Origin of the sequence: Streptoverticillium olivoreticuli subsp. olivoreticuli, assembly GCF_003391135.1 — a bacterium.
GTDB lineage: Bacteria > Actinomycetota > Actinomycetes > Streptomycetales > Streptomycetaceae > Streptomyces > Streptomyces blastmyceticus.
Genome location: NZ_CP031455.1, coordinates 1,352,008 through 1,377,923 on the forward strand (window position 1 = coordinate 1,352,008; position 25,916 = coordinate 1,377,923).

A 25,916-nucleotide genomic window follows, 5' to 3' on the forward strand; every position below is an offset into this window, starting at 1 on the left:
AAATACGGCGACGGCGGCGCGTCCACCGCGGACGGGGATCGCGACCGACAGGGAACCGGTCGAGTTTCTACAACGTGTAGTAATTTGATCGACAGCCCCGCCGACAGCACCCCGGCCCCGGAAGCCGGAGCCGTCACCCGAACAATTCATCCGCCCCGCAGAACCCGCCGCCCACAGGAGCATCCACCGTGACCACCCTCGCCCTCGGGCCGCAGTGGCTCGATCCGAACCACCTGATCTCGGTCTTCGGCCTGGTCGGCATCCTGGCGATCGTCTTCGCCGAATCCGGGCTGCTGATCGGTTTCTTCCTGCCCGGCGACTCGCTGCTGTTCACCACCGGGCTGCTGGTCGCCGGAGGCACGTACATCCACCAGCCGCTGTGGCTGGTGTGCCTGCTCGTGGTGGTGGCGGCCGTCCTCGGGGACCAGGCGGGCTATCTGTTCGGCCGCAAGGCGGGCCCCGCGCTCTTCCGCCGCCCCGACTCCCGCCTGTTCAAGCGGGAGAACGTCGAAAAGGCCCACGGGTTCTTCGAGACCTACGGCCCGCGGTCGATCGTGCTGGCCCGGTTCGTGCCCGTCGTCCGCACCTTCACCCCGATCGTGGCCGGCGTGAGCCGCATGAACTACAGGAGCTTCACGCTCTACAACCTCATCGGCGGCGCCCTGTGGGGCGCCGGGGTCACCCTGCTCGGCTACTTCCTCGGCCAGGTCGCCTTCGTCGGGGCCCACATCGAACTCATCCTGATCGGCATCGTCGCGCTCTCGGTGCTCCCGGTGGCGATCGAGGTGCTGCGCGCCCGGCGTGCCGCCCGCAGGAACGGCACGGCCCCGGCGGGCCAGGACGGCCGCGCGTCCGGCTCCGGCCACCGGCGCCGCTGATCACGCCCCGGCGCCCTCCGGCAGCCCGAGGGCCGCGGCCGGGCGTCAGCGGACGGTGAGGACCATCCGGAAGCGGGCGGCGCCGGAGAGCATCTTGTCGTACGCCTCGCCGGCCCGGTCCAGCGGCACGGTCTCGGTCATCGGACGGATCCCGTGCCGCGCGCTGAACTCCATGGTGTCCTCGACGTCCTGCGCGGTGCCGGAGGGGTGGCCGCGGACGACCCTGGCCCCCATGAGCAGCTGGGCCGGGTTGATTCCGAGCGGTTCGGTGTCGGCACCGATGACCACCAGCTCACCGCGGGGCGAGAGCCCGTCCACGGTCGCCGTGATGGCTTCCGAGTTGGCGGCGGTGGCCAGGACGACCTTGGCGCCACCGAGGGCCTGGAGCGCCTCGGCGACGGGGGTGCCCGCCGTGCTGTCGATGTAGTGGTGCGCGCCGAGCTCCCCGGCGAAGTCGGCCTTGCCCGCCCCACGGGCGATGGCCACGGTCTCGAAGCCCATCGCGGCGGCGTACTGCACGCCCAGGTGGCCGAGGCCGCCGATGCCGAGCACGGCGACCCGGTCACCGGGCCGGGCGGAGCTGCGCCGCAGCCCGTTGTACGTGGTCACGCCCGCGCAGGCCATGGGCGCCGCGTCGGCCGCCGTCAGCGTGTCGGGGATCCGGGCCAGGGCGTTCTCGGGCGCGATCACCGACTCGGCGTATCCACCGTCGTACGCCCATCCGGGCACCTGCAGGTTCTCGCACACGATGAAGTCGCCCCGCCTGCACGGCGTGCAGTGGCCGCAGTGGCCGCCGAACCAGCCCACCGCCACCCGGTCGCCCACCTGCCAGCGGCCCGGCACCCCCTCGCCGAGCTCCTCGATGTGCCCGGCGATCTCGTGCCCGGGGACGAGCGGGAACCGCACACCCGGCACCATGGCGTCGACGAAGAGGGCGTCGCTGTGGCAGATCCCGCAGGCGTCCACGGTCACCCGTACATGGCCGGGGCCCGGCCGCGGCACCTCACGCTCGACGATCTCGAACGGATCACCGGCGGCGGCGACCTGTGCGACTCGATAGGTGCTCATCTGGATCTCTCCGGCATGCGCGTACGGGCGGCCCCCGGGATCCAGCAGACCAGCTGCGGGCCGATCGCGCGCGCCGGGCGGGGCAGGTGAGTTCTCTTCCGGACGGTTGGACCGGTCGCGGTCCGGGGTCGTCGCGCACTGGGGTCGGATTCGTGCGTTCGCCGAACATAAGGGGCGTTTCTTCCGGGCGGCCGGGCTCGTTGGGCAAGGGCGAGCCCGGTTCCGCGACCGGCCCCGGCGGGCCGCGGAAAGGCTCGCAGGCGTCCGGAGCGCACCGCTCCGGAGCGGAGACGAGGAGAGTGTCGTGCGTCGACTGAGCATCGCCCTGGCCGCGGCCGCGATCTGCGGAACGGGAGCACTGGCGGGGACGGCCCAGGCCGCCCCCGCACCGCACTCCCCGGCGCGCGTGCTCGGGCCGCCCTTCCCGTACGCGGACTGCATCAAGGCCGCCAAGGACAACAAGGAGAGCCCCTCCTACGCCAAGTGGCACTGCGACCAGCTGGTGCTGAAGGGCTGGGTCAAGCGACCGAAGGCCGAGCCCGCCCACCGGCCCAAGGCCGATCCCACCCACCGACCGAAAGCCGAACCCTCCCACCGGCCGAAGGCCAAACCCTCCCACCGGCCGAAAGCCGATCCCACCCACCGGCCGGAGCGGCCCCGGCGGTAGCCCGCCCATGCCCTCGCACCCTTGCGCGCGGGAGGGCATCGTGCGTCCAGGGCCCCTTCACGAGCCTTGTCCGGCTTGATGACCATTTCATGAGCGTTCTGCAAACTCGGCCTCGGCGCGGGCCCGGGCGGCGATTCCGCTCATAGTGTGGGGAGCATGCTGTGCACCCCGGCCCACGAGCGATCTCGCGAGGAGATCAACACCGAGATCCGCGCCTTCCTGGCGACCCGGCAGGACCACGCCCTGACCAGGAACGAACGCCGTGTGTACGAGCAGCTGCTGACCGAATGGCTCGCGGCACCCCAGCCGCGCCTCCCGTACCGCTCGATGGCCTGAGCGCCACTCGCCCTCACCGCCCCGGCGGCGGGCCGCCGCCGGACCCGATCGCCGACAACCAATAGGCCGAGAAATGTCCTATTGAGGTGGGATGCTCCCGGTCATGAGTGATACACCCGCCCGCCTGCTGCGGCTACTGTCCCTGCTGCAGTCACCGCGCGAATGGCCCGGTCACGAGCTCGCCGAGCGCCTCGGCGTCAGCCCGCGCACCATCCGCCGCGACATCGACCGCCTGCGCGAACTCGGCTACCCCGTCCACGCCACCCAGGGCAACACCGGCGGCTACCGCCTGACCGCCGGCACCGCGATGCCGCCCCTCCTGCTGGACGACGAGGAGGCCGTCGCCATCGCCATCGGCCTGCGCACCGCTGCCGCGGGCCCGGTCACCGGCATCGAGGAGACTTCCGTACGCGCCCTGGCGAAGCTGGAACAGGTGCTCCCCTCGCGGCTGCGCCGCCGGGTGACGGTGCTTCAGGAGGCGGCGGTGGCGCTGCCGCAGGGCGGACCCACCGCCGACGCCGAACACCTGGCGCTGATCGCGGCCGCCTGCGTCGCCCACGAGAGGCTCCGCTTCACCTACCGCTCGTCGAGCGGCGAGGAGACGCGACGCCTGACCGAGCCCCACCAGCTCGTCGCCGCCGGGCGCCGCTGGTACCTCGTCGCCCACGACTGCGACCGCGCCGACTGGCGCACCTTCCGCCTCGACCGCCTCGCCGACCCGATGCGCACCGGCGTCCGCGTGCCGCCACGCGAACTGCCCGGTGGCGCCGACGCCGCCACCTGGGTCTCGACCACCCTCAGCGGCACCGCCGGCCATCGGGCCCTGCTCGTCGTCCACGCACCCGCGGAACAGGTCGCCGACCGCGTCCCGGCCACCCTCGGCGTCGTCGAGCCGGTCGACGAGCACAGCTGCCGTCTGCTCACCGGCGCCGACTCCCTGGAGTACCTCGCCTACCGCATCGCCGTCCTGGGCTTCGACTTCGACGTCCTCGACCCGCCCGAACTCGCGCCCCACCTGCAGGCGTTGGGCGAGCGGGTCCTGCGCGCCGCCCGGACCGCCGAGCGGGGAGGGCGCGCCGGATGAACGGTCAGCCCGGGCTCTTCGACGCTGCCGAAGTGGCCCCACCGCCCACCCCTGCCCCCGGTTTCCGGGACATCACCTTCCACGAGCGACGGGCCCGCACCCTGCTCAACAGGATTCCCGGCGCCCGCCCCGGCGGCATGGCCTGGACCCTCAACCCCTACCGCGGCTGCACCCATGCCTGCACCTACTGCTTCGCCCGCGACAACCACGCCCGCCTCGGCTTCGACACCGGAGAAGGCTTCAACACCCAGGTGGTCGTCAAGACCAACGTCGCGGACGTGCTGCGCCGCGAACTGCGCGGCGGGAAGACCGGTGACGACTGGGTCATGGTCGGCACCTCCACCGACTGCTACCAACGGGCCGAAGGCCACTACCGGTTGATGCCCGGCATCCTGCGCACCCTCGCCGACCACCGCGTCAACTTCACCACGACCACCAAGAGTGCCCTCCTGCGCCGCGACATACCCCTTTGCGCCGAGGCCGCACGGGTCGCGAACGTCCTGGTCATGACCTCGCTCGGCTCCCTCGACGACCGTGTGCGGCACGCCTTCGAACCCGGCGCCGCACCACCGCGCGCCCGCCTGGCCACCATCGCCGCCCTCCGCGCCGCCGGAGTCCCCGCAGGCGTGCTCATCGCCCCCGTCATCCCGTACGCGGGCGACTCCCCCGCCGCCCTCGACGCCCTCGTCGACGCCTGCGCCGAGGCCGGAGCCGTCACCGTCTACCCGGACGTCATGCGCATCAGCCCCGGCGCCCGCGACTGGTTCCTCGCCCGGTCCGCGGCACACCTCCCCCCGCACCTGCACCGGCGCCTGGCGGCCAGGTACGCGACACACCGCGGCATGCCCCCGCAGTACGTCCGCGAGGTCACCGCCCACATCCACGCGAGGGCGGCCCGCCACGGCCTGCCGCGCTGGGAGGACTACGTACGCGACGTCGCCCGCCGCTGAACGGAACACCGCGGCGGGCCTGCGGACGGAAAGGCCGAAGGCCCCCGCCCCGGGACCGATCGCGCGAAGCGATGTCGGTCCCGGGGCGGGGGCCGCCGCCTTCCCGCGGGGTCAGCCCTGCCGGAGGTAGCAGTTGGACTCCCAGATCACACCGAACCGGTCACGGACGATGCCGAACTGCGTCCCCCAGAACTTCTCCTCCAGCTTCTCCAGGACCGTTCCGTCCTCGGCGAGCTTGTCGAACTCCGCCTTCTGGACGGCGGGTTCGGTGTGCTGCAGACCCACGTGGATGTTGTTGCCGACGACCGCGCCGCCGTCCTTGGCGTAGACACCCTCGTCGGACAGCTCCGCGACGTTCAGGCCGCTGCCGTCGGCGAACTGCAGCTTGGAGTACACGACCGTCCGGTCCGCGCCCGGGATACCGTCCATGCCCGGCACCTGCGACAGGAGCATGGTGCGCTCCTCGATCTCCTCCACGCCGAAGACGTTCCGATAGAACTCGACCGCGTCCATGCTGGAGCGGACATACAGCATCGGGGTGAATCGCTGCGTCATTTCCTTCAGGGCCACGACTGGCTCCTTTCCTCTACCGGCAAAGCCGTTGATCACGGGATGAGCAGAGAGGTTTTCCCTGCGACGTGTTCCACGCTAGAGGCCCAATAGGTCAGCAAATGTCCTATTGATTGCCGATCGACGGTCTTGCCGGAGCCGGCCGCGCGAGGCGCGGCGGAAGCCATGCGGCCGGTTCAGCGCGGCAGGATGCGGAAGTCGAACGCCGTGGTGCCGGGGTCGAGGGCCGTCACGCCGCCGTCGACGGTCAGTGCCGCGCCGTTGACGAGGGAAGCGGCCGGGGAGAGCAGCCACGCGATCGCCTCGGCGACCTCCTCCGGCCGGCCCGGGCGGCGCATGGGGCTGAGCCGGGTCGCCTCCTCGTACGCCGCCTCGGCGCCGCCCTCCCCCAGCCCCGCCTCCTCGGCGAACCGCGTCATCCGCCGGTCGGCCATCTCGGTGCGCACCCAGCCGGGGCACACGGTGTTGGCGCGCACCCCGCGCGGCCCGTAGTCGACGGCGACCGACGTGCAGAGCTGGAGAAGAGCCGCCTTGGAGGCCGCGTACGCCCCGTTGGCCACTCCGTTGCGCAGCGCGGCGACCGAGGCGACGGCGACCACGGATCCACGCGACTCCAACAGGTGCGGGAGCGCCGCGCGCAGCATCAGGAACGGGCCGGTGAGGTTGGTGCGCATGACCAGGTCCCAGTCCTCCACCGACATGTCGCCGACGGCCCCGCCGCGCCCGACGCCGGCGTTGAGGACGAGCCCGTCGAGCCGCCCGTAGGCGGAGAGCGCCGCGTCGACGAGACCACGGACGCCGTCCGGGTCGGTGGTGTCGGAGGGGTGCGCCAGGGCGCCGGTCTCCTCGGCGATGCTCCGCAACGGTTCGGGCCGCCGCCCGGAGACCACCACCTGGTGTCCGGCCGCACGCAGGAGCCGGGCGGTGGCGGCACCGATGCCCGTCCCGCCTCCGGTCACGATGACAACTCGCTGATCCGCCATGGTCGTACCTCCGGTGAGTGACTACGTGCAGGAGGTACCGATCGTACGTAGCCGCACCGCGCCCCGGCGTTCCTCGTGCGAACCGGCGAACAGCCCTCGCGGCGGGCGGTGGTGGGAGGGCGGCCCGGTCCCGGTCGGGACCGGTTGCCGCCCCACCGCCGCCCGGTCCGCCGGGATCAGACCGCCGGAACCGGGTAGGTCGGGTACTCCACCCCGGACACGTGCTGGACGACGCGGATGACCTGGCAGGAGTAGCCGAACTCGTTGTCGTACCAGAGGTAGAGGATCGCGTCGTCGCCCTCGACCTTGGTGGCGCCGGCGTCGACGATCGAGGCGTGGCGCGAGCCGATGAAGTCGCTGGAGACTGCGTCGGGGGCGCTGATGAAGTCGATCTGGCGCTTGAGCGGCGAGTGCAGCGACACGTTGCGGAGGTAGTCGAGGACCTCCTCGCGGGTGGTCTCGCGCGCGAGCCGCAGGTTGAGGATCGCGATCGAGACGTCCGGCACCGGGACGCGGATCGAGCTGCCGGTGATCCTCGCGTCGAGGTCGGGCAGCGCCTTGGCGACGGCGGAGGCCGCACCGGTCTCGGTGATGACCATGTTGAGCGGCGCCGAGCGGCCACGGCGGTCGGAGTCGTGGTAGTTGTCCAGCAGGTTCTGGTCGTTGGTGAACGAGTGGACGGTCTCCACGTGGCCGCGCAGGACGCCGTACTCCTCCGCCATCGCCTTCAGCGGCGGGACGATCGCGTTGGTGGTGCAGGACGCGCAGGACAGGATCTGCTCGTCCGGCTTGATCGTGTCGTGGTTGACGCCGTGGACGATGTTGGGAACGTCGCCCTTGCCCGGCGCGGTCAGGACGACCTTGGCGATGCCCGGCCGGAGGTGCTTCGACAGGCCCTCGCGGTCGCGCCACCTTCCGGTGTTGTCGATGAGGATGGCGTTCTTGATCCCGTACTCCGTGTAGTCGACCGACGTCGGGTCGCTGGAGTAGATCACCTTGATCTCGTGACCGTTGGCGATGATCGTGCTGTTCGCCTCGTCGACGGTGATCGTGCCCTGGAACTGGCCGTGGATGGAGTCGCGGCGCAGCAGGGAGGCGCGCTTGACGATGTCCTGGCCCGCGCCCTTGCGGACGACGATGGCGCGCAGCCGCAGGCCGTTGCCGGAGCCGGCCTTCTCGATGAGCAGGCGGGCGAGGAGGCGGCCGATGCGGCCGAAGCCGTAGAGGACGACGTCGCGCGCCTCACGGCACTCGATCTTGTTGGCGCCCGTGGCGCCGGCGACGGCCTCGGCGGTGAAGCCCTCCACCGAGAGGCCGCGGTCGTCGGCCTTGTACGTCGCGGCGAGCATGCCTATGTCGATCTGGGAGGGGCCGAGATCGAGCGTGGTGAGAGCCTGCAGGAACGGCAGCGTCTCGGTGACCGAGAGTTCCTCGCCGTCGATCTGCCGGGCGAACCGGTGCGTCTTGAGGATGCTGACCACCGACTTGTTCACCAAGGAGCGGCTGTGGAGCAGGACGGTGACGTCCCGCTCCCGGTGCAGCTTCCCGATGATGGGGATCATCGACTCCGCGATCTCCTCGCGGGTCTTCCAGTTTGTGAACGAGTCGTCGTTGACAGTCACAGGCTTCTCTTTCGAGCTAGGTGGCGCTCACATGCTAACCCCATGCCGTTTTGATCGTTCAAGCGGTACCGCGAGGTCCGATATGCCCGATAAGCCCGCCCCGACCGGCAGCTTCCGCCTGGTGGCAGGCCGATCCAGGGCCCGGCCCCGCCCGGCCCACGGGCGGTCCTGGAGAATGCCGCGCATGCGTGCGATACCTGACGAGCCCTTTCCCGAAGTCGGCTGCCCCTATACGGCCGTGGTGAGCGCCGACGGGGACTGGATCGCCGTCAACTGCTCGGCGGCGGCGCGGAAACCGCGGGTCGCGGTCTACCGGAAAAGCGACCTTTCGCTGTGGGATCTCGTGGAGCTGGACCAGGTGCCAGAGGCCGTCGCCTTCCACCCCGACCTTCCCCTTCTCGCCATCGGCATCGAGCAGGGCGACGAGTGGGAGCGCCGAGGGGAACTGGTCCTCTACGCGCCGCCCTCTCGCCGCAGCGTCTCGTTTCCCTTCGCCGAAGTGGGGGTGACGGCGCTGCGCTGGCTCGACGCGCGCAGGCTGGAAGTGACGCTCGCCGAGCCGGACAGCGGTGGCGAAAGGGACGGCGAGGACGCCTACGCGCAGTGTGTCGCCGAACGGGACGACTGGCGCGGCGTCGAGGAAGGGGACAGGGAGCTCGGGTTCGGCCCCCGGGTCGCGGTGGGGTACGACGACGTCTCCTGGGGGATCGTGGAGCCCGGTTCCGGGCGGGGCGACCTCCTTGCCGCGCTGGCCGCCGAGGCTGGGCAGCAGTGGGCGTACCGCGACCAGGTGGTGGCGGTGGAGGCCCTCCGGGACGGCCGGTTGATCAGTGTGCCCCGCGCCGACGGCCTGCTGGAGTGCTGGTCGGCTTCGGGGGCACGGCTGTGGTCGGTGCCCGTGCCCGACGAGTTCCTCCACCGGTCCGGCTGTCAGCTGTACGTGGCGCCGGACGAGCGGACGGCGTGGGTCGTGGTGCTGGTCGGTGACAGCTCCATGCGCAGGACTCTTCTGTGGCGGATCGCGCTCGCGGACGGCTCGCTCCTTACCGAGCACCGGCTCGACTTCCCCGCCGCGCTCTCCTCACGCGCCGACGGGGCATGGGTCGCGCGTGACTCGCGCGACCTGTTCCCTCCGGCGCGGTGGCCGCCGTCGGAGTCCCCCGTGTTCACCCCGACGGGCCGTCAACTGGCCACCGTGGCATTGGGCGAGTGCGACCGCTCGTACGACTTCCGCATCCGCCGCTCACCGCACCTGCTGTTCCTGCAGGGGATCGGCGACGAGCCGCACCCGGAGAAGTGGGTCGTCAAGGTCTCACCCAAGGGCGTCGAGCCGTTGTTTCCGCTGTGGTGGGAGCGGGGGCGGGAGACGGGCCGGATCGGCGGAGGCCCCGGTGTCCACGTCGAGGACGGTCCCGGTCCGGCGATCGTCCACACCTGTGTCACCGCGAGCGGCACCTACCTGGCGCGCCGCGCACTCCCGTACGGCGAGGTGGTGTGGACGTACCGCACGGATGCCGCGGTGACGGGGGTGGACGCGCACGCGGGTCTCGTCCACGTCGTGACCGACGCGAAGGAGCTGCTGACGCTGCGGGCCGAGGACGGGAAAGTGATGCACCGTCAGCCGACCGCCATCGGGGCGTACGCCTTCGCGCCGTCGAGCCTGAGCGCCGCTCCGGGTGGGGAGTTGCTGATCGGGACGGCGGAGGGCCGGATCCTGATCTGCCCGGCACCTCGTGGAGTCCGCGGCACCACGGCTCAGTAGTAGCCCTTCTGCCCGTCGAGCAGTTCCCGGACGATGTCCAGGTGACCCGCGTGCCGCGCGGTCTCCTCGACCATGTGCAGCAGGATCCAGCGCAGGGTCGCCGCCCCGGCCCGGAAGTCCTTCTGCCGCCCGGCGTCGTCCAGACCATGGGCCGCGATGATCTCGTCCGAGACGGCGCACTGCTGCTGGTACTCCTGCAACAATTGCTCCAGCGGGACACCCTCCACCCGCATGTCCGCGTCCTCGACGCCTTCGTCGAACTGCGGACCGACCGCGGGCCGCCCCATCAGCATGACCTCGAACCAGCAGTGCTCGACCCACCGCATATGGGAGACCAGCCCCGCCGCCGTCATCAGGGGCGAGGTCGGGATCACGACGCGGTGGGCGTCCTCGCCGGACAGCCCCTCGCACTTCCAGTGAATGAGCGCCCGCTGCATGTCGAGCCAGGCGAGCAACTGCGTCCGCTCATCGGCGTCATAGGCGGGGCGGGTACGGGAGGGAGGCGTCATGAGCGACCACGGTACGGGGACCGGCCTCGCGGCGCCCGATATTTTCGGTGGCCTACCCGGACTTCGCCGACAGCGCCGCCGAGACCATCGCGCACAAGGCTCTCGTCAGTCGGCGCCCCCGAGCCCGCGCGCGTCGTGGGCGGTGTCGTTCGGGTGAACGCGCGCGGGTCCTGACGGTGCAGCGTGGTGGGTGCGTATACGACGGAGATCCAGCGCCCTCGTCGGCGGTCACATTCCGTCGGCGTGAGGCGGGACCCGTGCCGAGAGGGATACGCCCGTGCCCGTACCGTCCACGATCGACCACCACGCCACCGGTTACAGCCTCGCGCACGCCTACTGGCTGGCGCAGGCGTCGGATCTCGCCTACAAGGACGAGGCCTCCATCGAGCGAGCGGCCCGGGGCTGGGGGTTCGATCGGGTGCGTCATCATCAGACCCGGTTCACCCCGCCGTTCCCGCTGACGGACACCCAGGCGTTCACCGTCGCCAGTGACCACATGGTCATCACGGCGTTCCGCGGTACCGAGCCGAAGGAGCTCCGTGACTGGCTGTCGGACGCGACCACGCCGCCGTGGCTGGGGCCTGCCGGTACCGGGTACATCCACTACGGCTTCGGGGAGGCGCTGCAGTCGGTCTTCCCCGCGGTCCTGGGCACCCTCGACGAGTTCCGGACCAACGGTCAGACCGTGTGGTTCACCGGCCACAGCCTCGGTGGCGCGCTGGCGATGCTCGCCGCGGCCCGGTTGCACCTGGAGGAGCCACGGCTGCGGGCGGACGGGGTCTACACCTTCGGGCAGCCGCGCACCTGCGACCGGGTTCTGGCCGCGGCGTACAACAAGGGCTTCAGGGAGCACATGTACCGCTTCGTCAACAACAACGACATCGTGCCGCAGCTGCCGCCGGAGCCGGCCTATACGCATGTCGACACCCTGAAGTACATCGACGCCTCGGGCAAGGTCCGTGACTCCATGACCGTGCTGGGCGGGCTGGCCGACCGCGCCAAGGGCCTGACCGCGGATCCGCTCGCTCCGGCGTCCGCCGGTGTCCTCGATCACTCGATCCACCGGTACATCGCGGCCCTGGAGAAGAACCTCGCCTGACGCCCGGGGACCGGAGCGCGCCCCGGGGTGATTGGGCCGAACGACGGAGTCGTCGGGCGTGGCCGACGGCCGGGCCCCGGTGGCGGGTGCGACTCTGCCTTTATCTCTTGGTCCTTTTATCTCTCTGGGCAATGTGATCAGCCGTGCCGTACGGTCCGATGCCGCTCCGCAGGACTCGGCAGGCGGCTCGGCGCGCTCCGGCCGGCACCGTGGAGGCGAGTGAGTCATGGTGGGATGCGGACGGCTCGGACGGACGCGGCGCAGGGGGCGGTTGGCCGGGGCGATGGTCTCGGGCCTGTTGCTGGTGCCGTTGCACGCGCTGGGCACGGGGTCGGCGTCCGCCGTCCCCGGTCTGGTGGAGGACCCGGCGTCGCTGGTGAATCCGCTGATCGGCACGGCGGGTTCGGTCAACACCTTTCCCGGTCCGGACATGCCGTTCGGCATGCTCCAGTGGGGCCCGGACACCACTCCGCACCGCGCGTACGGCGGTGGCTACGAGTACCGGGACAGCAAGATCTCCGGTTTCAGCCTCACCCATCTGTCGGGGCCCGGCTGCCGGGCCGCCGGGGACGTGCCCATCCTCCCGGTCACCGGACGGCTGCCCGGGAATCCGGGCGAGGCCACGTCCGGTTTCAGCCACGCGCACGAGCACACCGGCATCGGCTACTACGGGGTGACCGACACGGCGGGGATCACCACGGAGCTGACCTCCGCGACCCGGGCGGGGCTCGGCCGCTTCACGTTCCCCCGTGGCGCCGACTCCCGTCTGCTGCTCAAGCTCGGCGGAGGGGCGACGCAGGTCGACGGCACCCGCGCGCGGGCGGTCGGTGACCACGAGGTCGTGGGCGCGGTCGACAGCGGCCACTTCTGCGGTGCCAAGAACCGCTACACCCTGCACTTCGACATCCGCTTCGACCGCCCGTTCACCGGCAGCGGTACGTGGGCGGGCGGCGCCGTCCGCCCGAAGGGCGGCGCCCTCGCCCGGGGCAGACACGTCGCGTCCGCCGCCCCGGCCCCCGGCGCGGGCGGGATGTATCTGACCTTCGACACGAGGACCGCGCGTACGGTCACGGCGGCGGTGGGCATCTCGTACACCAGCGACGCCAACGCCGTACGGAACCTGGAGCAGGAGGTGGGGGGCCGCGGCTTCGACGGCGTCAGGCAGCGCGGTCACGACGCGTGGAACCGCGTGCTGGGGCGTGTGCGGATCGGTGGCGGCAGCCACGACCAGCAGGTGCAGTTCTACACCGCGCTCTATCACGCGCTGCTGCACCCCAACGTCTTCTCCGACGTCAACGGCCAGTACGCGGGCATGGACGGGCGGACGCACACGCTCGCCGCCGGGCAGCGCGCCCAGTACGCGAACTACTCCGGCTGGGACACCTACCGCTCCCAGGCCCAGCTGATGGCCCTGGTCGCGCCGTGGACCGCCGGTGACGCCGTCACCTCGATGCTCAACGGCTACGACCAGACGGGGCTGCTGCCCAAGTGGGCGCAGAACAACGGCGAGAGCTACGTCATGGCCGGGGATCCGGCCGCCGCGATCATCGCCGGCTCCTACGCCTTCGGGGCGCGCGGCTTCGACACCGCGCACGCGCTGGAGGTGATGGTCCACCAGGCGACCGCGCCCAACGCCGACCGGCCGGGCGAGGCGGTCCGCGACGCGAAGGGGTATCTCCCGGCCGACCACACCACGTGGGGGTGCTGCAACTTCTACGGGCCGGTCTCCACCCAGCTGGAGTACGACACCGCGGACTACGCGCTCGCCGCGATGGCCAGGTCCCTGGGCAGGCACGGCACGTACACGCGCTTCGCGACCAGGGCCCAGGACTGGCGGAACGTCTTCAACCCGGGGACCGGCTACCTCCAGGCCAGGCTCGCCGACGGCCGGTTCGCCCCGGGGTTCACCCCGGCCACCGCCTACGGCTTCATCGAGGGCACCTCCGCGCAGTACACCCCGATGATCCCCTTCAACCTCAAGGCGCTGATCGCGGCGCGTGGTGGCCCCCGGGCGTACGGCGGCTACCTCGACAGCCTCTTCACCGACCTCAGGAAACCGGGCGGCACCAACGCCGACCTCGGCAACGAGCCGAGCCTGGGGATCCCCTGGCAGTACGACTACCTGGCACAGCCCTGGAAGACGCAGGCGCTGATCCGCCGGATCCAGCAGACGCTGTACTCCAACACCCCCGCCGGGACCTTCGGCAACGACGACCTCGGCGCCATGAGCTCGTGGTACGTCTTCTCCGCGCTCGGCATGTACCCCGAGACGCCGGGGACGGACATCCTGGTGCTCGGCAGCCCGCTCTTCCCCCGGGCGGAACTGAGTCTGGGGACCGGCCGTACGCTGCGCATCAGCGCTCCGCAGGCCCGGACCGAGGCACCGTACGTGCGGGCGCTGGAGGTCGACGGCCGGGCGTGGGACAAGTCCTGGATCGGCTTCGGCGCGCTCCGTCGCGGCGGCAGCCTGGACTACGCGCTGGACACCCGTCCGCACACCGACTGGGCCTCCTCGCCGGGCTCCGTGCCGCCGTCGGACGCGACCGGGCAGCGTGAGGCCCACGCCATCGGCCGCGCCACCCGGCATCGCCGGTAAGGCGCCCGTCAGGTCTTCCGCACGAACCACCGGTCCAGGTAGGTCCTGAGCGCCCGGTCGTCGGTCGCCCGGGCGCTCAGGCCGATGTGGCCGTCGGGGCGTACGAGCAGCAGGGTGCCGTCGGGCCGTGTGCGGTGCCCTGGCGGCTCCGTCCGGATCGTGAACAGCGCGACCGGCATCACATACCGGTCCGTCAGCTTCCGGAGCTCGGAGGTGCCACTGCCGTCGCCGGTGAGGAGCAGCGACCAGCGCTGGTACGAGAGCAGGTCGTGGAGGCGGCCGGGACCGGTATCGCTGACCACCCGCAGGTCGGGCAGCCTGTCGCCCGGGCGGAGCGGGCTCGGACCGGCCCGGCCCGTGGACAGCGCGCTCTTGCGGTGGTTCCTGGCGAAGTCGCTGAGGATCAGGGCTCCTTGGCGTGCGAAGCGTTCGCTGCGGAGGGCTTGCGGGAGGATCAATTGGATCGCGGTGAGGGTGGGTCGGTTCGGCGGGATCTCCAGGATGTTCCGGCGCATCTGCCGCATGACTTCCTGCGCCGTGTGCCGCTGTTCGGTGTTGTAGGTGTCGAGCAGGGCGTCGGTGGCCCAGCCGTGGTGCACGGCGGCGAGTTTCCAGCCGAGGTTGTGCGCGCCGAGCAGACCGGTGTTGAGTCCGTGGCCGCCGATCGGCGCCCACAGATGGCCGCTGTCGCCCGCGAGCAGGGCGTGGCCCTGGCGCAGGGTGGCCGCGAGGCGGTCGTGGAAGCGGGACCGGTTCGCCCAGTAGGGGTCGGTCGGCACGAGGCGGACACCGGGTTCGCCGGTCGCCCGGGCTACCAGGGACTCCATCTCCCGTGGGGTCGGCGGCTCTTGGGGATGGGGGGCGGGATCCGGGCAGAAGGCGAAGAACCGCGTTCCGCGGCCGGGGACGGGGTCGGTGATCAGCGTGACGCCGAGGTTGATGAAGATGCGGGTGACCCCGGGGTCGTAGGGGTGGCTCCAGTCGGGTTCGGCGTTGAGTTGCACGCACTGGAGGTTGTGGCGCTCTTCGCCCTCGAAGGGGATGCCCAGGGACTTGCGCACGATGCTGTGGGAGCCTTCGCAGCCGATCACCCACCGGCAGTCGACCGTGCGGGTGTGCCCGTCGGGGCCGCGCAGGTCGACCTCGGCGCTCCCCTCGCCGACCCGTACGGCCACAGCTTCGGTGGACCACTGGACGTCGGGGCCCAGTTGCCGGAGGCGGTCGCGCAGCAGGCGCTCGACGACGTCCTGCTCGATGGAGAGCGGGCCGGGGTAGGCGGTGTCCGGCAACTGCACCTGCTGGACGCCCGCCCGGCGTCCGCGCACATGGAACTCGCCCCTGTTCAGGGGCAGTCCCTGGCCCATGACCACGTCCGCGCACCCCAGGTCGCGCAGGGCTTCCAGGGCGCGCTGCCAGATGACGCTGGCGCGGGGTTCGCGTTTCGTGCTCGGTCCCTTGTCGACGACGATGGTGTCCATGCCGTACCGGCGCAGGGCGATCGCCAGCGTCAGCCCGGTCGGTCCCGCGCCGATGACCACGGCGTCCCGTACGTTCCTGGGGGCGCTCACGCCGGGCCGCCCTTGCTCATGAACTCGATCAGGCGCGCGAAGCTGTCGTCGCCGTGTCCCGCGTCGACCGCACGCCCGGTCAGCTCCTGGAACAGCTCCGGGAGGCCGGAGGACACTCCGCGGAGCTCGCTCGCGTGGGCGAGGATGTCCATGGTCATGAGGTGGAGCCGCAGGGGGAAGTCGCCGCCCGGGTAGTGCCCGGAGTCGATGTGCGGCGCGTGGGCGCTCATGAAGGCGCGGACGGTCTTCGTCCAGCGGTCGGCCACTTCGGTGTAGGCCGTGGCCGTCACGTTGCCGCCGGGTCCGTCGGCGCCGATGAGCGCCGCTCCGTGGAGCCAGCCGGTCAGGGTGCCCCACATCAGGGCCAGGAGCGCGGTGTCGTACACGGAGGGCCGCGCGGTGTCGGTGCCCACGTGCACCGGGTCACCGAGGGCGGCGAGCGTCCCGCGGCAGTCCTCGAAGACGGGCCGCGGACCGCCGTAGAGGAGCAGGGCGTCCGGGGCGCCGATGCCCGGCGGGGTCGTCATGATCACACCGTCGAGGTAGCGGACACCGTGCCGCTCGGCCCAGGCGGTCGTCTCCCGTGCGTGCTCCGGGGAGCCGGAGGTGAGGTTGACGACGGTGCGTCCGGCGAGCTCGCCGGCCATGGGGGTCAGGACCTCGCGGACGGCGTCGTAGGTCGCCAGGCAGACCATGGTCAGTGGGCTCGCGGTGACGGCCGCGGTGGCCGTGGCCGCCTCGGCGGCGTCCTGCGTGGCGAAGGCGTCCGCCTTGCCGGGCGTTCGGTTCCAGACGGTGGTCCGGTGGCCCGCGGCCAGGAACGCGGCCGCCAGCGCCGCCCCCATCGGCCCCAGGCCGAGGACGGTCACATCGGCGCACATATTTCCCCCCTGCCTCATCGATTCACACGGGAAACCAGTGAATTGCCCGCGCGTCACGGCATTCATCTCTTTCTTCCCCGGCGGCATCTCGCTACTCGTCGGGAATTCCCGGGAAGGGCGCGCAGGGGGCGCACGGGCAGGGCTTGCGAAAGAGAAAGCGGGCGCGCGGGCGTTGATGACCCGCCAGGCCGTGCGACCTCTATCCGCCACCGATCCGCGTACCCCGGTCTACGCAATTCGTCGGCGAACCCGTCAATTCCAGTTGTCAAATTCAAGATGCCCTGAAACCCTCTTACTTCCGGCCGGAAGCATGTGAAATCCCTATAGGGCTCCACGGGGGAGATTTTCGCGTATTGTCAGGAGCGGGGGGAATGCACGACACATTGCGTAATTGGCATGCTCACGGCCCGGGAAAGGCCTGGCCTGCGGGGCCTCGGGTCCTCGTGCTGGGAGCCGGAATGGCCGGGCTCGTGACGGCCTACGAGCTGGAGCGGCGCGGCTACCGCGTCGAAGTACTCGAAGGCGGTCCGCGCATCGGCGGCCGCGTGCACACCCACCGTTTCGGCCCGGGGCCCGGTGCGCCCGCCGTGGAACTGGGCGCGATGCGCATTCCCACCCACCACCGGCACACGCTGGAATACATCAGGCTGCTGGGCCTCGAAGGAGAACTCCGCCCGTTCACCACACTCCTGTCGGAGGAGAACGCCTATCTGCGGATCGCGGACGGCTTCGTGCGGATCCGCGACGCGGCCCGGCCGCTGTGCGAGGACTTCCGGCGCGAACTGGCGGTGCACCGGCCCGGGTTGCACCACACCCATGAGGTCACGGTCTTCGGGGCGTGGCTGACCGCCGTGGTCGACGCCATAGCGCCGCCCGACCTGCGGGAGGCGCTCCGTGACGATCTGCGCCGCCAGCTCCTCGACCTGGTCGCGGGCGTCGATCTGCTGCCGCACCTGCGGGGCGCGGCCGGGGACCGGGTCGACCTGCACTCGCTCTTCGCCGCGCACCCGGGCCTGCGCGCGGGGTGCAGCGGGCGGCTCGGCACCTTCCTCGACGACATCCTCACCGAGACCAGCCCGGCGCTGCTGCGGCTGCACGGCGGCATGGACCGGCTCCCGTACGGGCTGGCGGAGCGGCTCACGGGCCCGGTGCGGCTCGGCCACCGGGTCGTGGGCCTGCGGGTCCGGCAGAACGACGTGCTGGTCCGGGTGCGCGCGGGCGGCCGGACGACGGTGCGGCACGCGGACTTCGCCGTCTGCGCGCTGCCGTTCCCGGCCCTGCGGCGCATACGCCTGAGCGGACTGGACGCCGACAAGCTGGCGGTGCTGGACGCCGTGCAGTACTGCCCGGCCACCAAGGTGGCGTTCCACTGCCGGGAGCCGTTCTGGCGGGCGTACGGCATCGAGGGCGGGGCCTCGTACACCGGCGGGAGCATCCGTCAGACCTACTACCCGGCCGTGGACGGCATACCGGGGCGCGGGGCCGCGCTGCTGGCCAGCTACACGATCGGTCAGGAGGCCGCGCGGCTCGGCCGGATGTCGCCGCGCCGCCGGCACCGGCTCGTCCTGGAGGAGCTCGGCGCGGTCCACCCCGAGCTGCTGCGGCCCGGCATGGTGCTGGGCGCCGTGAGCACGGCCTGGGGGGACGGCTCGCCCTGGAGCGCCGGATGCACCACGCGCTGGGGCAAGAGCACCGACGAATGCGAGGCCGAACGGGCCCGCGCGGCGCGGCCGGTGAACCGGCTGTTCTTCGCGGGCGAGCACTGCTCCACGGCCCCGGCGTGGATCGAGGGAGCGGTCGAATCCGCACTGGAGGCCGTCGACGGACTCGTCGCCCACGGCGCGGGCCGCCGGGCGGGCGTATCAGGCCACCACGACCCGGCGGGAGCCCTGTGATGAGCGTGTTCGACCTGCCGCGGCTGCACTTCGGCGGGACCGCGACGACCCGGCTGCCGACCGGCCCGCGCTGCGGGCTGATCGACCTCGCCACCCACCGGGCGCTGACCGACGACGGCCCCTTCCCCACGGACCGGCCCGCCGCCGAGTACCACGCCTTCCTGCACCGCCGCGGCCCCCGCTTCGGCAGCGACGGACGGCCGGACGCCGAAGGGGAGTTCAGCGGCGCGAAGGGCTGGAACTTCGACGGCAACGGCCACTTCTGGCTGGACGCCCGGGTCACCCGTGCCGAGATCCCGGACGGGCGGGCCGGCCCCGCCGACCCCGTCATCGGCAGCAGCGTCGACGTCTGGGGCCACTACAACCCCTATCTGCGCACCACCGTCAACCGTGCGCGGATCCTCGACGTGGACCCGGCCTCCCGCTGGACGACGGCGCTGATGGTCGGCCGGTTCGGGCTGGGCCGGCGCGGCCGCTCGCACGACGACGGCTACCTCTTCACCGGTGGCGTCAGCGGCCTCCACCCGCCGCGCTGGGCCGACTTCGGACACATCCGGGACGTCGGCGACCACTTCCTGGCCCCGCAGCTGCGCTACTGCGCGGTCCACCAGTTCGTGGTGCCCGGGGGCGAGCTCGACTGGCTCCCGGACGCGGGGCGCTCCCCCGCCGTGAGCGCCCTGCGCGCCGCGCTGGAGGCCGGCGCGGACGGCGTGGTGGTGCAGCTCGCGCTGGACGACATGGCCTCGCCGCGAGTCCCCGACGCCCCCAGCCTGTGGCGGGTGCGGGGCACGGTCGCGCCCTGGCACGCCCATGAGCTGCGCACCTACCCCGCGGGACGGCTGCTCGTCCCCCGCCCGTACGCCCCCCTGCACCATCTGACCGTCGAGGTGGCACGGGGCCGCGCCGTCCTCAACATGCTCTCCGCCGTGCCCCTCGCCTCCCGGGCGCCGGAGCCGGGCCCGGGCCCGCTGCACCGGCTCGGTCCGCCCCTGGACGCCGGTGAACTGGAGCTGCGCACGGCCGGTTCGGGCCGGCTCATCGCCCGGGTCCCGTCGGAGGCGTACCTCTCGGACGCGACGTGCGGGATCGTCACCGTGCCCGCCGAGCACGGCTGGCAGGAGGCGGAGGAGCAGGCGCTGTATCTGACCGGCATCGGGGCGTCGGGCAGGCGCGAGACGCTGCTGACCGAGCGGGAGATCAACATCCAGACGGACGAGGCGCTCCTGGTCCTGCACCACCGCGACCGGGCGCGCGGGCACGACCACGCCGTGCGGGTGCCGCTGCGCGCTTACGTGCGCGGCCGCCCGGCGAGCGCGGGGAAGGTGTACGTACGGCAATACTTCAACCCCCGCGCCCTGCCCGGCAACAGCACGGCGGGCGCGTCCACGGCGCTGTGCGGGGACGCGGTCGTCCTCGGGGCGCGCGGGTCGGACGCGTACGCCCCCGAGTGCGTGGTGGAGACCGACGAACAGGGGCACGGGCTGCTCACCCTGCGCGGCGAACGGGCGGGCACCTGCCGCGTGCTGCTCGCCGCCGGACCGGCCGATCTGCCGCCCGTCGACCCGAACATGCCGGGCTCGGCCTGGAGGACGTACGACGACGAGGACGCGCTCGGCTACTGGGCGGGCGCCGGGTCCCTGGCCGTACGCGTCCTGCCGGACGACTGGCACCTGGACGACGTGCCGCGCGAGGAGGTCGGCTTCGAGCTGCTGCACCGGGAGGTCTTCGCCTACTACGAGCACATCTCCTCCTTCATGCGCTCGGAGGTCTTCAGCCTCGCCGACCGCTGCAAGGTCGAGACGTACGCCGAGCTGGTCTGGCAGATGTGCGATCCGGCGAACAAATCGAAGACGTACTACATGCCGCCGACCCGCGACCTCTCCGACCCCAAGGCCCGGCTGCTGCTGGCGTATCTGCGCAATCTCCAGGCGCGCGTCCGCCCGCCCCTGACCGCCCCGGGGCCCCTGTCCGCGGAACCCGCGATCACCACGCGGGGCGAGCTGTGGGCGGTGCTGAAGCAGGCGGCCGCACTGGAACTGGCGGTGATGCTCCAGTACTTGTACGCGGCGTTCTCCGTACCGACGCACGGTGCGGGGCTCGCGTACGTGCGCCACGGCCGGTGGACGGCACAGCAGCTGGAACTCGCGTGCGGCGGGGGCGGGACGACGCTGGACGACGGGATGCGCGGCAGCCTGCTGACCGTGGCCCGCGAGGAAATGATCCACTTCCTGCTGGTGAACAACATCATCATGGCGATGGGCGAGCCGTTCCACGTTCCGCTGATCGACTTCGCGACGGTGGGCGGCGAACTGCCGGTCCCGCTCGACTTCGCACTGGAGCCGTTGGGCGTCGGCAGCGTGCAGCGCTACATCGCCATCGAGCAGCCCGCGGCGCTCGTCCCGGAGATCCGGCGCGACCTCGGGCCCGGCGCCCCGGGGCGGGCCGGGGGCTTCACCTGGACGTCGGTCAGCGAGCTGTACGCGGGGGTGCGCGAGGGGCTGCGGCGCGTCCCGGACCTGTTCCTGGTGGAGAAGGGGCGCGGCGGCGGCGAGCACCACCTGTTCCTGCGGGAGTCGGTCAACACCGCCCATCCGGACTACCAGTTGGAGGTCGACGACCTCTCCAGCGCGCTGTTCGCCGTGGACCTCATCACCGAACAGGGCGAGGGCGGGACAGGCCCCGTCGGCGGAGGTCCGTCGGAGATGTCGCACTTCCGGACCTTCCTGCGGATCGGCGAGCTGCTCACGACCGAGCGGGTGCCCGGCCCGTACGGGCACCCGGTGCCGTGGTCCCCCGCGTACCCGGTGCTGCGCAACCCGACGCTGAAGGCGGGCGACGGGGCGAGGAGCGCGATCACCGATCCCGAGGCGCGGGCGGTGGCGGGGCTGTTCAACCGCTCGTACCACCTGATGCTCCAGCTGATGGCGCAGCACTTCGGTGAGAGCCCGGACGCGAGTCTGCGGCGGTCGAAGCTGATGAACGCCTCGATCGACGTGATGACCGGCATGATGCGCCCGCTCGCCGAACTGCTCGTCACCATGGACTCGGGGCGGCGCGGCAGGACGGCGGGGCCGACGTTCGAACTCGACGCGGTGCCCGCCGCGTATCCGCGCCCAGACGTCGCGCGCCGCTCCCTCGCGCTGCGCTTCGCCCATCTCGCGACGGCGGCACGCAAGTGCGGCCCCGTGCCAGGACAGGTCCCCGAAATGATGGCGTTCTACGCCGAATCCCTCGGCCGGGCGGCGACCCCGTGACGGCCCGGCGGTGCGTGATCACAAGGCGAGGTGCGCGGTGACCGCCGAGGCGCCGGGGCCGTTCCGTACGGCGGACGTCCCGCTCACGGACCCCTATCCCCACTACCGCCGCTACCGCGAGAGCGACCCGGTGCACCTCGGGCCGGACGGCAGCTGGTACGTCTTCCGCCACCGCGACGTGGCGCACGTCCTGGCCGACCGCCGCTACGGCCGCGGACCGCGGCCCTCCCGGATCCCCGCCGACTGCCCGCACTTGAGGCGGACCGTGGTCAACTGGATGGTCTTCATGGACCCGCCGCACCACACCGAGGTGCGCGCCCTGGTGGCCAGGAGCTTCACGCCGCGCATCGTCGAGGCGCTGCGCCCGCGCATCCGGCGGCTGGCGGCAGAGCTCGTCACCGCGCTCGCCGAGGAGCGCGAGGCCGATCTCGTGGACCGGCTGGCCGCCCCCTTCCCGCTGCTCGTCATCAGCGAACTGCTGGGCGTGCCGCGGGAGGACCGCGCCTGGTTCCGCGAGCGCGCGGTGGGCCTCCAGCAGGCGACCGGCGCACGCGTCGCCCGCAGGGCCGACGGCTTCGCCGTCGCGGACGCCGCCGCCCGCGACCTGGACGCGTACTTCCGCGCGGAGCTGGCCCGGCGCAGGGCGCGGCCCGCGTTCGGTGCGGATCTGATCGGAGCCATGCTGGAGCACGGCGGTGCGGCCGCCGACGACGACACCCTGGTGGGCACCTGCATCCACCTCCTGACGGCGGGGCACGAGACGACGACCAATCTGCTGTGCAAGGGGCTGCTCGCCCTGTTCGCCCACCCCGAGGAACTCGCGGCACTGCGGGCGCGGCCGGAGCTGACGGCCGGCGCGGTGGAGGAGCTGATCCGCTACGACTCCCCCGTGCAGATGATCACCAGGCATGCCGGAGAGGCCGACCGGCTGGGCGGGCACACCGTCCCCGGCGGCAGCCGCGTCGTCCTCGTCCTGGGCTCGGCCAACCGCGACCCCGAGCGCTTCCCCGACCCCGACCGCCTGGACCTCGGGCGCGACGCGCGACGCCACAGCGGCTTCGGCATGGGCATCCACTACTGCGTGGGCGCCCCGCTCGCCCGCGCAGAGGCGGAGATCGGCCTCACGGAGCTCCTGCGCGGCCTGCCCCGCCTCGCCCCGGCCGACGAGCCGGTCCGCTACGCGAAGGACCTGGTGTTCCACGGACCGGAGCGGATGGTGGTACGGACACGGTGATCCGCCCTCCGGCCCCACACGGCCGGAGCAACAGCGGTCGCGCCGCTCCCCCGTCAGGAGTAACAAGGAGAGGACGGTGGCGCGGAGGAGTGGGGCCCGGATGCAGATCGTTGTCGACCTCAATCGCTGTCAGGGCTACGCTCAGTGCGCGTTCCTCGCCCCGCAGGTGTTCGAGCTGCACGGCGAGGAGGCCCTGATGTTCACCCCCGCCGTCCCCGACGACCAGCGCGAACGCGTCCACAGGGCGGCGGCGGCCTGCCCGGTGCAGGCGATCGTCGTCGGTGAGCGGGCGGGCCCCGGTGTCCGGTGAGCGGTACGACGGCCGGATCGTCGTCGTCGGAGCCTCGCTGGCCGGGCTGCGCGCCGCCGAGACGCTCCGCGACGAGGGGTTCGCCGGGTCGCTGACGCTGGTCGGGGAGGAGCCCCATCTCCCCTACGACAGGCCGCCGTTGTCCAAACAGGTGCTGCTCGGGCGGGTGAGCGCCCAGGACGTCGGGCTGCCGTCCCGCCGCGACGTCGACGCGCGGTGGAAGCTCGGCGTGCGCGCCCGCGGGATCGACCCGGTCGCCAAGCAGGTGCTGCTCGACGACGGCGAGCGGCTGCCGTTCGACCGGCTGCTGATCGCCACCGGAACCCGGGCCCGCGCCTGGCCCGACCCCGCCGAAGCCGCTCTGGACGGGGTGCTGACGCTGCGCACCCGTGACGACGCCGACCGGCTCGCCGAGCGGCTCGACGCCGGGCCCCGCCGGGTGCTGGTGATCGGGGCCGGGTTCACCGGTTCGGAGATCGCCTCCGCGTGCCGGGAACGCGGTCTGGAGGTGACGGTCGCCGAACGCGGACCCGCGCCCCTGGTCGGCGCCCTCGGCGGGACGCTCGGCGCCTTCGCCGCCAGGTTGCAGCGCGCCCACGGGGTGGACCTGCGCTGCGGGGTGACGGTCACCGCGCTGAACGGCGGCAACGGCCGGCTCACCGGCGCCGAGTTCTCCGACGGCAGCCGGATCGAGGCCGATGTCGCCGTGGTCGCCCTCGGCGCCGTCCGCAACACCGAGTGGCTGGCCGGGTCTGGGCTGGCCGCCGGGCCCCGGGGCGTGGCCTGCGACGCGGGGTGCCGCGCCTTCGACATGTACGGGATCGTCACCGACGACGTCTTCGTCGCCGGTGACGTGGCCCGCTTCCCGCACCCGCTCTTCGAGTACCAGATGCTCTCCCTCGAACACTGGGGCAACGCGGTCGCGCAGGCCGAGGTGGCGGCCCACAACATGGTCAGCCCGGGGCCGCGCCGGCGCCCGCACCTGACGGTGCCCGCCTTCTGGTCCAGCCAGTTCGGCCTCAACATCAAGTCCGTCGGCGTGCCGACCTTCTCCGACCAGGTGGTCATCGCGCAGGGCTCGCTGCGGGAAGGCCGGCTGATCGCCGTCTACGGCTACCGGGGGCGGGTCACCGCCGCCGTCAGTGTGAACCGGGCCAAGTGGCTGGAGCACTACCAGCACTTGATCGAGACTGCGGCACCCTTCCCCCCTGGGCCCGGCGCCGCCGACCTGCTCGATACGGGCCCGCCCGTCTCCTCCGACGTACCGGACCCGCAGCACCTCTCGCACGGTCCGACCGTGGCCCTCACCGGCCACCTCCCGGACCGGCGCCTGACCCTGGTGCGGCAGGGCGACTGAGACCACCCACCGTCCGACACCGACGAGGAGCCCCGCGCATGCAGCCCGACACCCTGTTCCAGCGGATCACCGACTACGCGAACCGCGCCGACCCCTATCCGCTGTACGCCGAACTCCGCGAGAACGGCGTCACGCGCCAGGACGACGGCTCCTATCTCGTGGGCACCTACCACGAGATAGCCGCGCTGCTCCACGACCCGCGGATCAGCTCGGACTACCGCAGCCGCACCCACCCCGACGAGGCCATGATCCGGAGAAACGAGCGGCCACCGTCCTTCATCGGCCTCGACGACCCCGAACACGACCGGCTGCGCCGCATCGCGATGCGGCCCTTCGGCCCTCCGCACTCCCCGGGCAGGATCGACGAACTGCACGGTGACATCACCCGCATCGCCGAGGAACTCATCGACGCGTTCCGGGGCGCCGACCGGATCGACATCGTCGACGAATTCGCCTACCCGCTCCCCGTCACCGTGATCTGCCGGCTGCTGGGCGTGCCCCACGAGGACGTACCGCGGATCCGCGCGTGGACGAACGCGATCATCGACAGCTTCGACTTCACGCCCGGGGCGGACCAGGAAAAGCGTCAGCAGGCGGGGCTGGACGCCCGGGACGCGATGGCGCGGTACCTGGGCGAACTGGCCGGCGGACGGCGCGGCCACCCGTCGGAGGACATGCTCTCCGCCCTCGTCAACGACGCCGGTCCCGAGGGGCGGCTCACCGACGTGGAACTGATGGCCACGGCCACCCTGCTGCTCATCGCCGGGCACGAGACGACGGTCAACCTCATCACCAACGGTGTGCTCACACTGCTGCGCCATCCGGACGCCCACAAGCGGTTGCGCGACGAGCCCGGGCTGATGCCGAGGGCCGTCGAGGAACTGCTGCGCTACGAACCACCCGTGCACATGCTCCCGCAGCGCACCCCGCTCGCCGACATCGAGGTCGCGGGCGTCACCGTCCCCAAGGGCGCGCCCTTGATACTCATGCTCGCCTCCGGCAACCGGGACCCCCTGCGGTTCGACGACCCCGACCGCTTCGACCCGGAGCGCGAGGACAACCAGCACTTCGGCTTCGGCAGCGGCATCCACAACTGCTTCGGCGCCCCGCTCGCCCGCCTGGAGACACAGATCGCGCTCGGCGCGCTCCTCCCCTACCTCGACGACTTCCACCTGCTCGACGACCCGCCCCCGTACCGCCGCAGCCCCCTCCTGCGCGGCCCCCGCCATCTGCTGATCGCACGCGGGTAGGCCGCCGTACGCCCTGGCGGCGATGGGCGGCGGCGCACGCGAC

Annotated in this window: 21 protein-coding genes; 14 read left to right on the forward strand and 7 right to left on the reverse strand. The window is 72.1% G+C overall.

The genetic code is table 11. From position 1 onward, the window contains the following. Positions 1 to 188 precede the first annotated feature (188 nt). On the forward strand, positions 189 to 878 hold the full coding sequence (locus DXZ73_RS05895) for a DedA family protein (RefSeq protein WP_116209955.1): 690 nt from the start codon (positions 189 to 191) through the stop codon (positions 876 to 878). A gap of 45 nt (positions 879 to 923) precedes the next feature. Here the strand turns inward: DXZ73_RS05895 and DXZ73_RS05900 are convergent, their stop codons facing one another. Further along, positions 924 to 1,946, reverse strand: coding sequence for an alcohol dehydrogenase (locus tag DXZ73_RS05900; protein ID WP_116209956.1), 1,023 nt, complete (start codon positions 1,944 to 1,946; stop codon positions 924 to 926). Between the two features lie 304 nt (positions 1,947 to 2,250). On the opposite strand from DXZ73_RS05900, the gene DXZ73_RS05905 reads away from it, so the two are divergent. From DXZ73_RS05905 to DXZ73_RS05920, 4 genes are all read left to right on the forward strand, one after another. Further along, on the forward strand, positions 2,251 to 2,613 hold the full coding sequence (locus DXZ73_RS05905) for a hypothetical protein (RefSeq protein WP_116209957.1): 363 nt from the start codon (positions 2,251 to 2,253) through the stop codon (positions 2,611 to 2,613). Positions 2,614 to 2,769: 156 nt separating this feature from the next. Then, positions 2,770 to 2,949, forward strand: coding sequence for a hypothetical protein (locus DXZ73_RS05910; RefSeq protein WP_116209958.1), 180 nt, complete (start codon positions 2,770 to 2,772; stop codon positions 2,947 to 2,949). Between the two features lie 103 nt (positions 2,950 to 3,052). Further along, positions 3,053 to 4,033, forward strand: coding sequence for a helix-turn-helix transcriptional regulator (locus DXZ73_RS05915; protein ID WP_116215441.1), 981 nt, complete (start codon positions 3,053 to 3,055; stop codon positions 4,031 to 4,033). Next, positions 4,030 to 4,983 carry a radical SAM protein gene (locus DXZ73_RS05920; RefSeq protein ID WP_116209959.1) on the forward strand — a complete coding sequence of 318 codons (954 nt, stop codon included), beginning with the start codon at positions 4,030 to 4,032 and terminating at the stop codon, positions 4,981 to 4,983. Before DXZ73_RS05915 ends, DXZ73_RS05920 begins: the two co-directional genes overlap by 4 nt. A gap of 111 nt (positions 4,984 to 5,094) precedes the next feature. On the opposite strand, the gene DXZ73_RS05925 is transcribed toward DXZ73_RS05920, so the two are convergent. From DXZ73_RS05925 to DXZ73_RS05935, 3 genes are all read right to left on the reverse strand, one after another. Then, positions 5,095 to 5,553, reverse strand: a complete 459-nt coding sequence (locus tag DXZ73_RS05925) for a VOC family protein (protein WP_116209960.1) — start codon at positions 5,551 to 5,553, stop codon at positions 5,095 to 5,097. Between the two features lie 176 nt (positions 5,554 to 5,729). After that, positions 5,730 to 6,536 carry an SDR family NAD(P)-dependent oxidoreductase gene (locus DXZ73_RS05930; protein WP_116209961.1) on the reverse strand — a complete coding sequence of 269 codons (807 nt, stop codon included), beginning with the start codon at positions 6,534 to 6,536 and terminating at the stop codon, positions 5,730 to 5,732. A gap of 176 nt (positions 6,537 to 6,712) precedes the next feature. Further along, positions 6,713 to 8,158: a glyceraldehyde-3-phosphate dehydrogenase gene (locus tag DXZ73_RS05935; protein ID WP_116209962.1), complete on the reverse strand. Its 1,446-nt coding sequence runs from the start codon at positions 8,156 to 8,158 to the stop codon at positions 6,713 to 6,715. A gap of 184 nt (positions 8,159 to 8,342) precedes the next feature. Here DXZ73_RS05935 and DXZ73_RS05940 point away from each other — a divergent pair, with 184 nt between their 5' ends. Then, a complete protein-coding gene (locus DXZ73_RS05940; protein WP_116209963.1) occupies positions 8,343 to 9,920 on the forward strand; it encodes a PQQ-binding-like beta-propeller repeat protein in 1,578 nt (525 codons plus the stop codon). Here DXZ73_RS05940 and DXZ73_RS05945 read toward each other — a convergent pair. Next, entirely contained in the window at positions 9,914 to 10,429 is a 516-nt protein-coding gene (locus DXZ73_RS05945) for a DinB family protein (RefSeq protein ID WP_116209964.1), read from the reverse strand. The two genes, DXZ73_RS05940 and DXZ73_RS05945, sit on opposite strands and share 7 nt — an antisense overlap. 277 nt (positions 10,430 to 10,706) lie before the next feature. On the opposite strand from DXZ73_RS05945, the gene DXZ73_RS05950 reads away from it, so the two are divergent. Next, a complete protein-coding gene (locus DXZ73_RS05950) occupies positions 10,707 to 11,528 on the forward strand; it encodes a lipase family protein (protein WP_116209965.1) in 822 nt (273 codons plus the stop codon). A 226-nt stretch (positions 11,529 to 11,754) separates the two neighbouring features. Continuing rightward, positions 11,755 to 14,124: a GH92 family glycosyl hydrolase gene (locus DXZ73_RS05955; RefSeq protein ID WP_116209966.1), complete on the forward strand. Its 2,370-nt coding sequence runs from the start codon at positions 11,755 to 11,757 to the stop codon at positions 14,122 to 14,124. Between the two features lie 8 nt (positions 14,125 to 14,132). Here DXZ73_RS05955 and DXZ73_RS05960 read toward each other — a convergent pair whose 3' ends face one another. Both DXZ73_RS05960 and DXZ73_RS05965 read right to left on the reverse strand, forming a co-directional pair. Continuing rightward, positions 14,133 to 15,692, reverse strand: a complete 1,560-nt coding sequence (locus tag DXZ73_RS05960) for an FAD-dependent monooxygenase (RefSeq protein WP_116209967.1) — start codon at positions 15,690 to 15,692, stop codon at positions 14,133 to 14,135. Beyond that, on the reverse strand, positions 15,689 to 16,573 hold the full coding sequence (locus DXZ73_RS05965) for an NAD(P)-dependent oxidoreductase (protein ID WP_116209968.1): 885 nt from the start codon (positions 16,571 to 16,573) through the stop codon (positions 15,689 to 15,691). The genes DXZ73_RS05960 and DXZ73_RS05965 overlap by 4 nt, the downstream gene beginning before the upstream one ends. Positions 16,574 to 16,944: 371 nt before the next feature. On the opposite strand from DXZ73_RS05965, the gene DXZ73_RS05970 reads away from it, so the two are divergent. From DXZ73_RS05970 to DXZ73_RS05995, 6 genes are all read left to right on the forward strand, one after another. Next, positions 16,945 to 18,468: a flavin monoamine oxidase family protein gene (locus DXZ73_RS05970; protein ID WP_116209969.1), complete on the forward strand. Its 1,524-nt coding sequence runs from the start codon at positions 16,945 to 16,947 to the stop codon at positions 18,466 to 18,468. Then, positions 18,468 to 21,722 carry a ferritin-like domain-containing protein gene (locus DXZ73_RS05975; RefSeq protein ID WP_116209970.1) on the forward strand — a complete coding sequence of 1,085 codons (3,255 nt, stop codon included), beginning with the start codon at positions 18,468 to 18,470 and terminating at the stop codon, positions 21,720 to 21,722. The genes DXZ73_RS05970 and DXZ73_RS05975 overlap by 1 nt, the downstream gene beginning before the upstream one ends. 10 nt (positions 21,723 to 21,732) lie before the next feature. Then, positions 21,733 to 22,956, forward strand: coding sequence for a cytochrome P450 (locus DXZ73_RS05980; RefSeq protein WP_240351220.1), 1,224 nt, complete (start codon positions 21,733 to 21,735; stop codon positions 22,954 to 22,956). Positions 22,957 to 23,056: 100 nt separating this feature from the next. After that, a complete protein-coding gene (locus tag DXZ73_RS05985) occupies positions 23,057 to 23,266 on the forward strand; it encodes a ferredoxin (protein ID WP_116209972.1) in 210 nt (69 codons plus the stop codon). After that, positions 23,256 to 24,623, forward strand: a complete 1,368-nt coding sequence (locus DXZ73_RS05990; RefSeq protein WP_116209973.1) for an NAD(P)/FAD-dependent oxidoreductase — start codon at positions 23,256 to 23,258, stop codon at positions 24,621 to 24,623. The genes DXZ73_RS05985 and DXZ73_RS05990 overlap by 11 nt, the downstream gene beginning before the upstream one ends. A 38-nt stretch (positions 24,624 to 24,661) precedes the next feature. Beyond that, positions 24,662 to 25,873, forward strand: coding sequence for a cytochrome P450 (locus DXZ73_RS05995; protein WP_116209974.1), 1,212 nt, complete (start codon positions 24,662 to 24,664; stop codon positions 25,871 to 25,873). Positions 25,874 to 25,916: the final 43 nt, after the last annotated feature.

What these genes read in the sequence shown, in the direction of transcription:
- DXZ73_RS05955 (WP_116209966.1), top strand. Translation starts at nt 11,755, where the DNA reads ATGGTGGGATGCGGACGGCTCGGACGGACGCGGCGCAGGGGGCGGTTG.
- DXZ73_RS05940 (WP_116209963.1), top strand. Translation starts at nt 8,343, where the DNA reads ATGCGTGCGATACCTGACGAGCCCTTTCCCGAAGTCGGCTGCCCCTAT.
- DXZ73_RS05945 (WP_116209964.1), bottom strand. Translation starts at nt 10,429, where the DNA reads ATGACGCCTCCCTCCCGTACCCGCCCCGCCTATGACGCCGATGAGCGG.
- DXZ73_RS05975 (WP_116209970.1), top strand. Translation starts at nt 18,468, where the DNA reads ATGAGCGTGTTCGACCTGCCGCGGCTGCACTTCGGCGGGACCGCGACG.
- DXZ73_RS05995 (WP_116209974.1), top strand. Translation starts at nt 24,662, where the DNA reads ATGCAGCCCGACACCCTGTTCCAGCGGATCACCGACTACGCGAACCGC.
- DXZ73_RS05930 (WP_116209961.1), bottom strand. Translation starts at nt 6,536, where the DNA reads ATGGCGGATCAGCGAGTTGTCATCGTGACCGGAGGCGGGACGGGCATC.
- DXZ73_RS05910 (WP_116209958.1), top strand. Translation starts at nt 2,770, where the DNA reads ATGCTGTGCACCCCGGCCCACGAGCGATCTCGCGAGGAGATCAACACC.
- DXZ73_RS05900 (WP_116209956.1), bottom strand. Translation starts at nt 1,946, where the DNA reads ATGAGCACCTATCGAGTCGCACAGGTCGCCGCCGCCGGTGATCCGTTC.
- DXZ73_RS05965 (WP_116209968.1), bottom strand. Translation starts at nt 16,573, where the DNA reads ATGTGCGCCGATGTGACCGTCCTCGGCCTGGGGCCGATGGGGGCGGCG.
- DXZ73_RS05970 (WP_116209969.1), top strand. Translation starts at nt 16,945, where the DNA reads ATGCACGACACATTGCGTAATTGGCATGCTCACGGCCCGGGAAAGGCC.
- DXZ73_RS05915 (WP_116215441.1), top strand. Translation starts at nt 3,053, where the DNA reads ATGAGTGATACACCCGCCCGCCTGCTGCGGCTACTGTCCCTGCTGCAG.
- DXZ73_RS05920 (WP_116209959.1), top strand. Translation starts at nt 4,030, where the DNA reads ATGAACGGTCAGCCCGGGCTCTTCGACGCTGCCGAAGTGGCCCCACCG.
- DXZ73_RS05985 (WP_116209972.1), top strand. Translation starts at nt 23,057, where the DNA reads ATGCAGATCGTTGTCGACCTCAATCGCTGTCAGGGCTACGCTCAGTGC.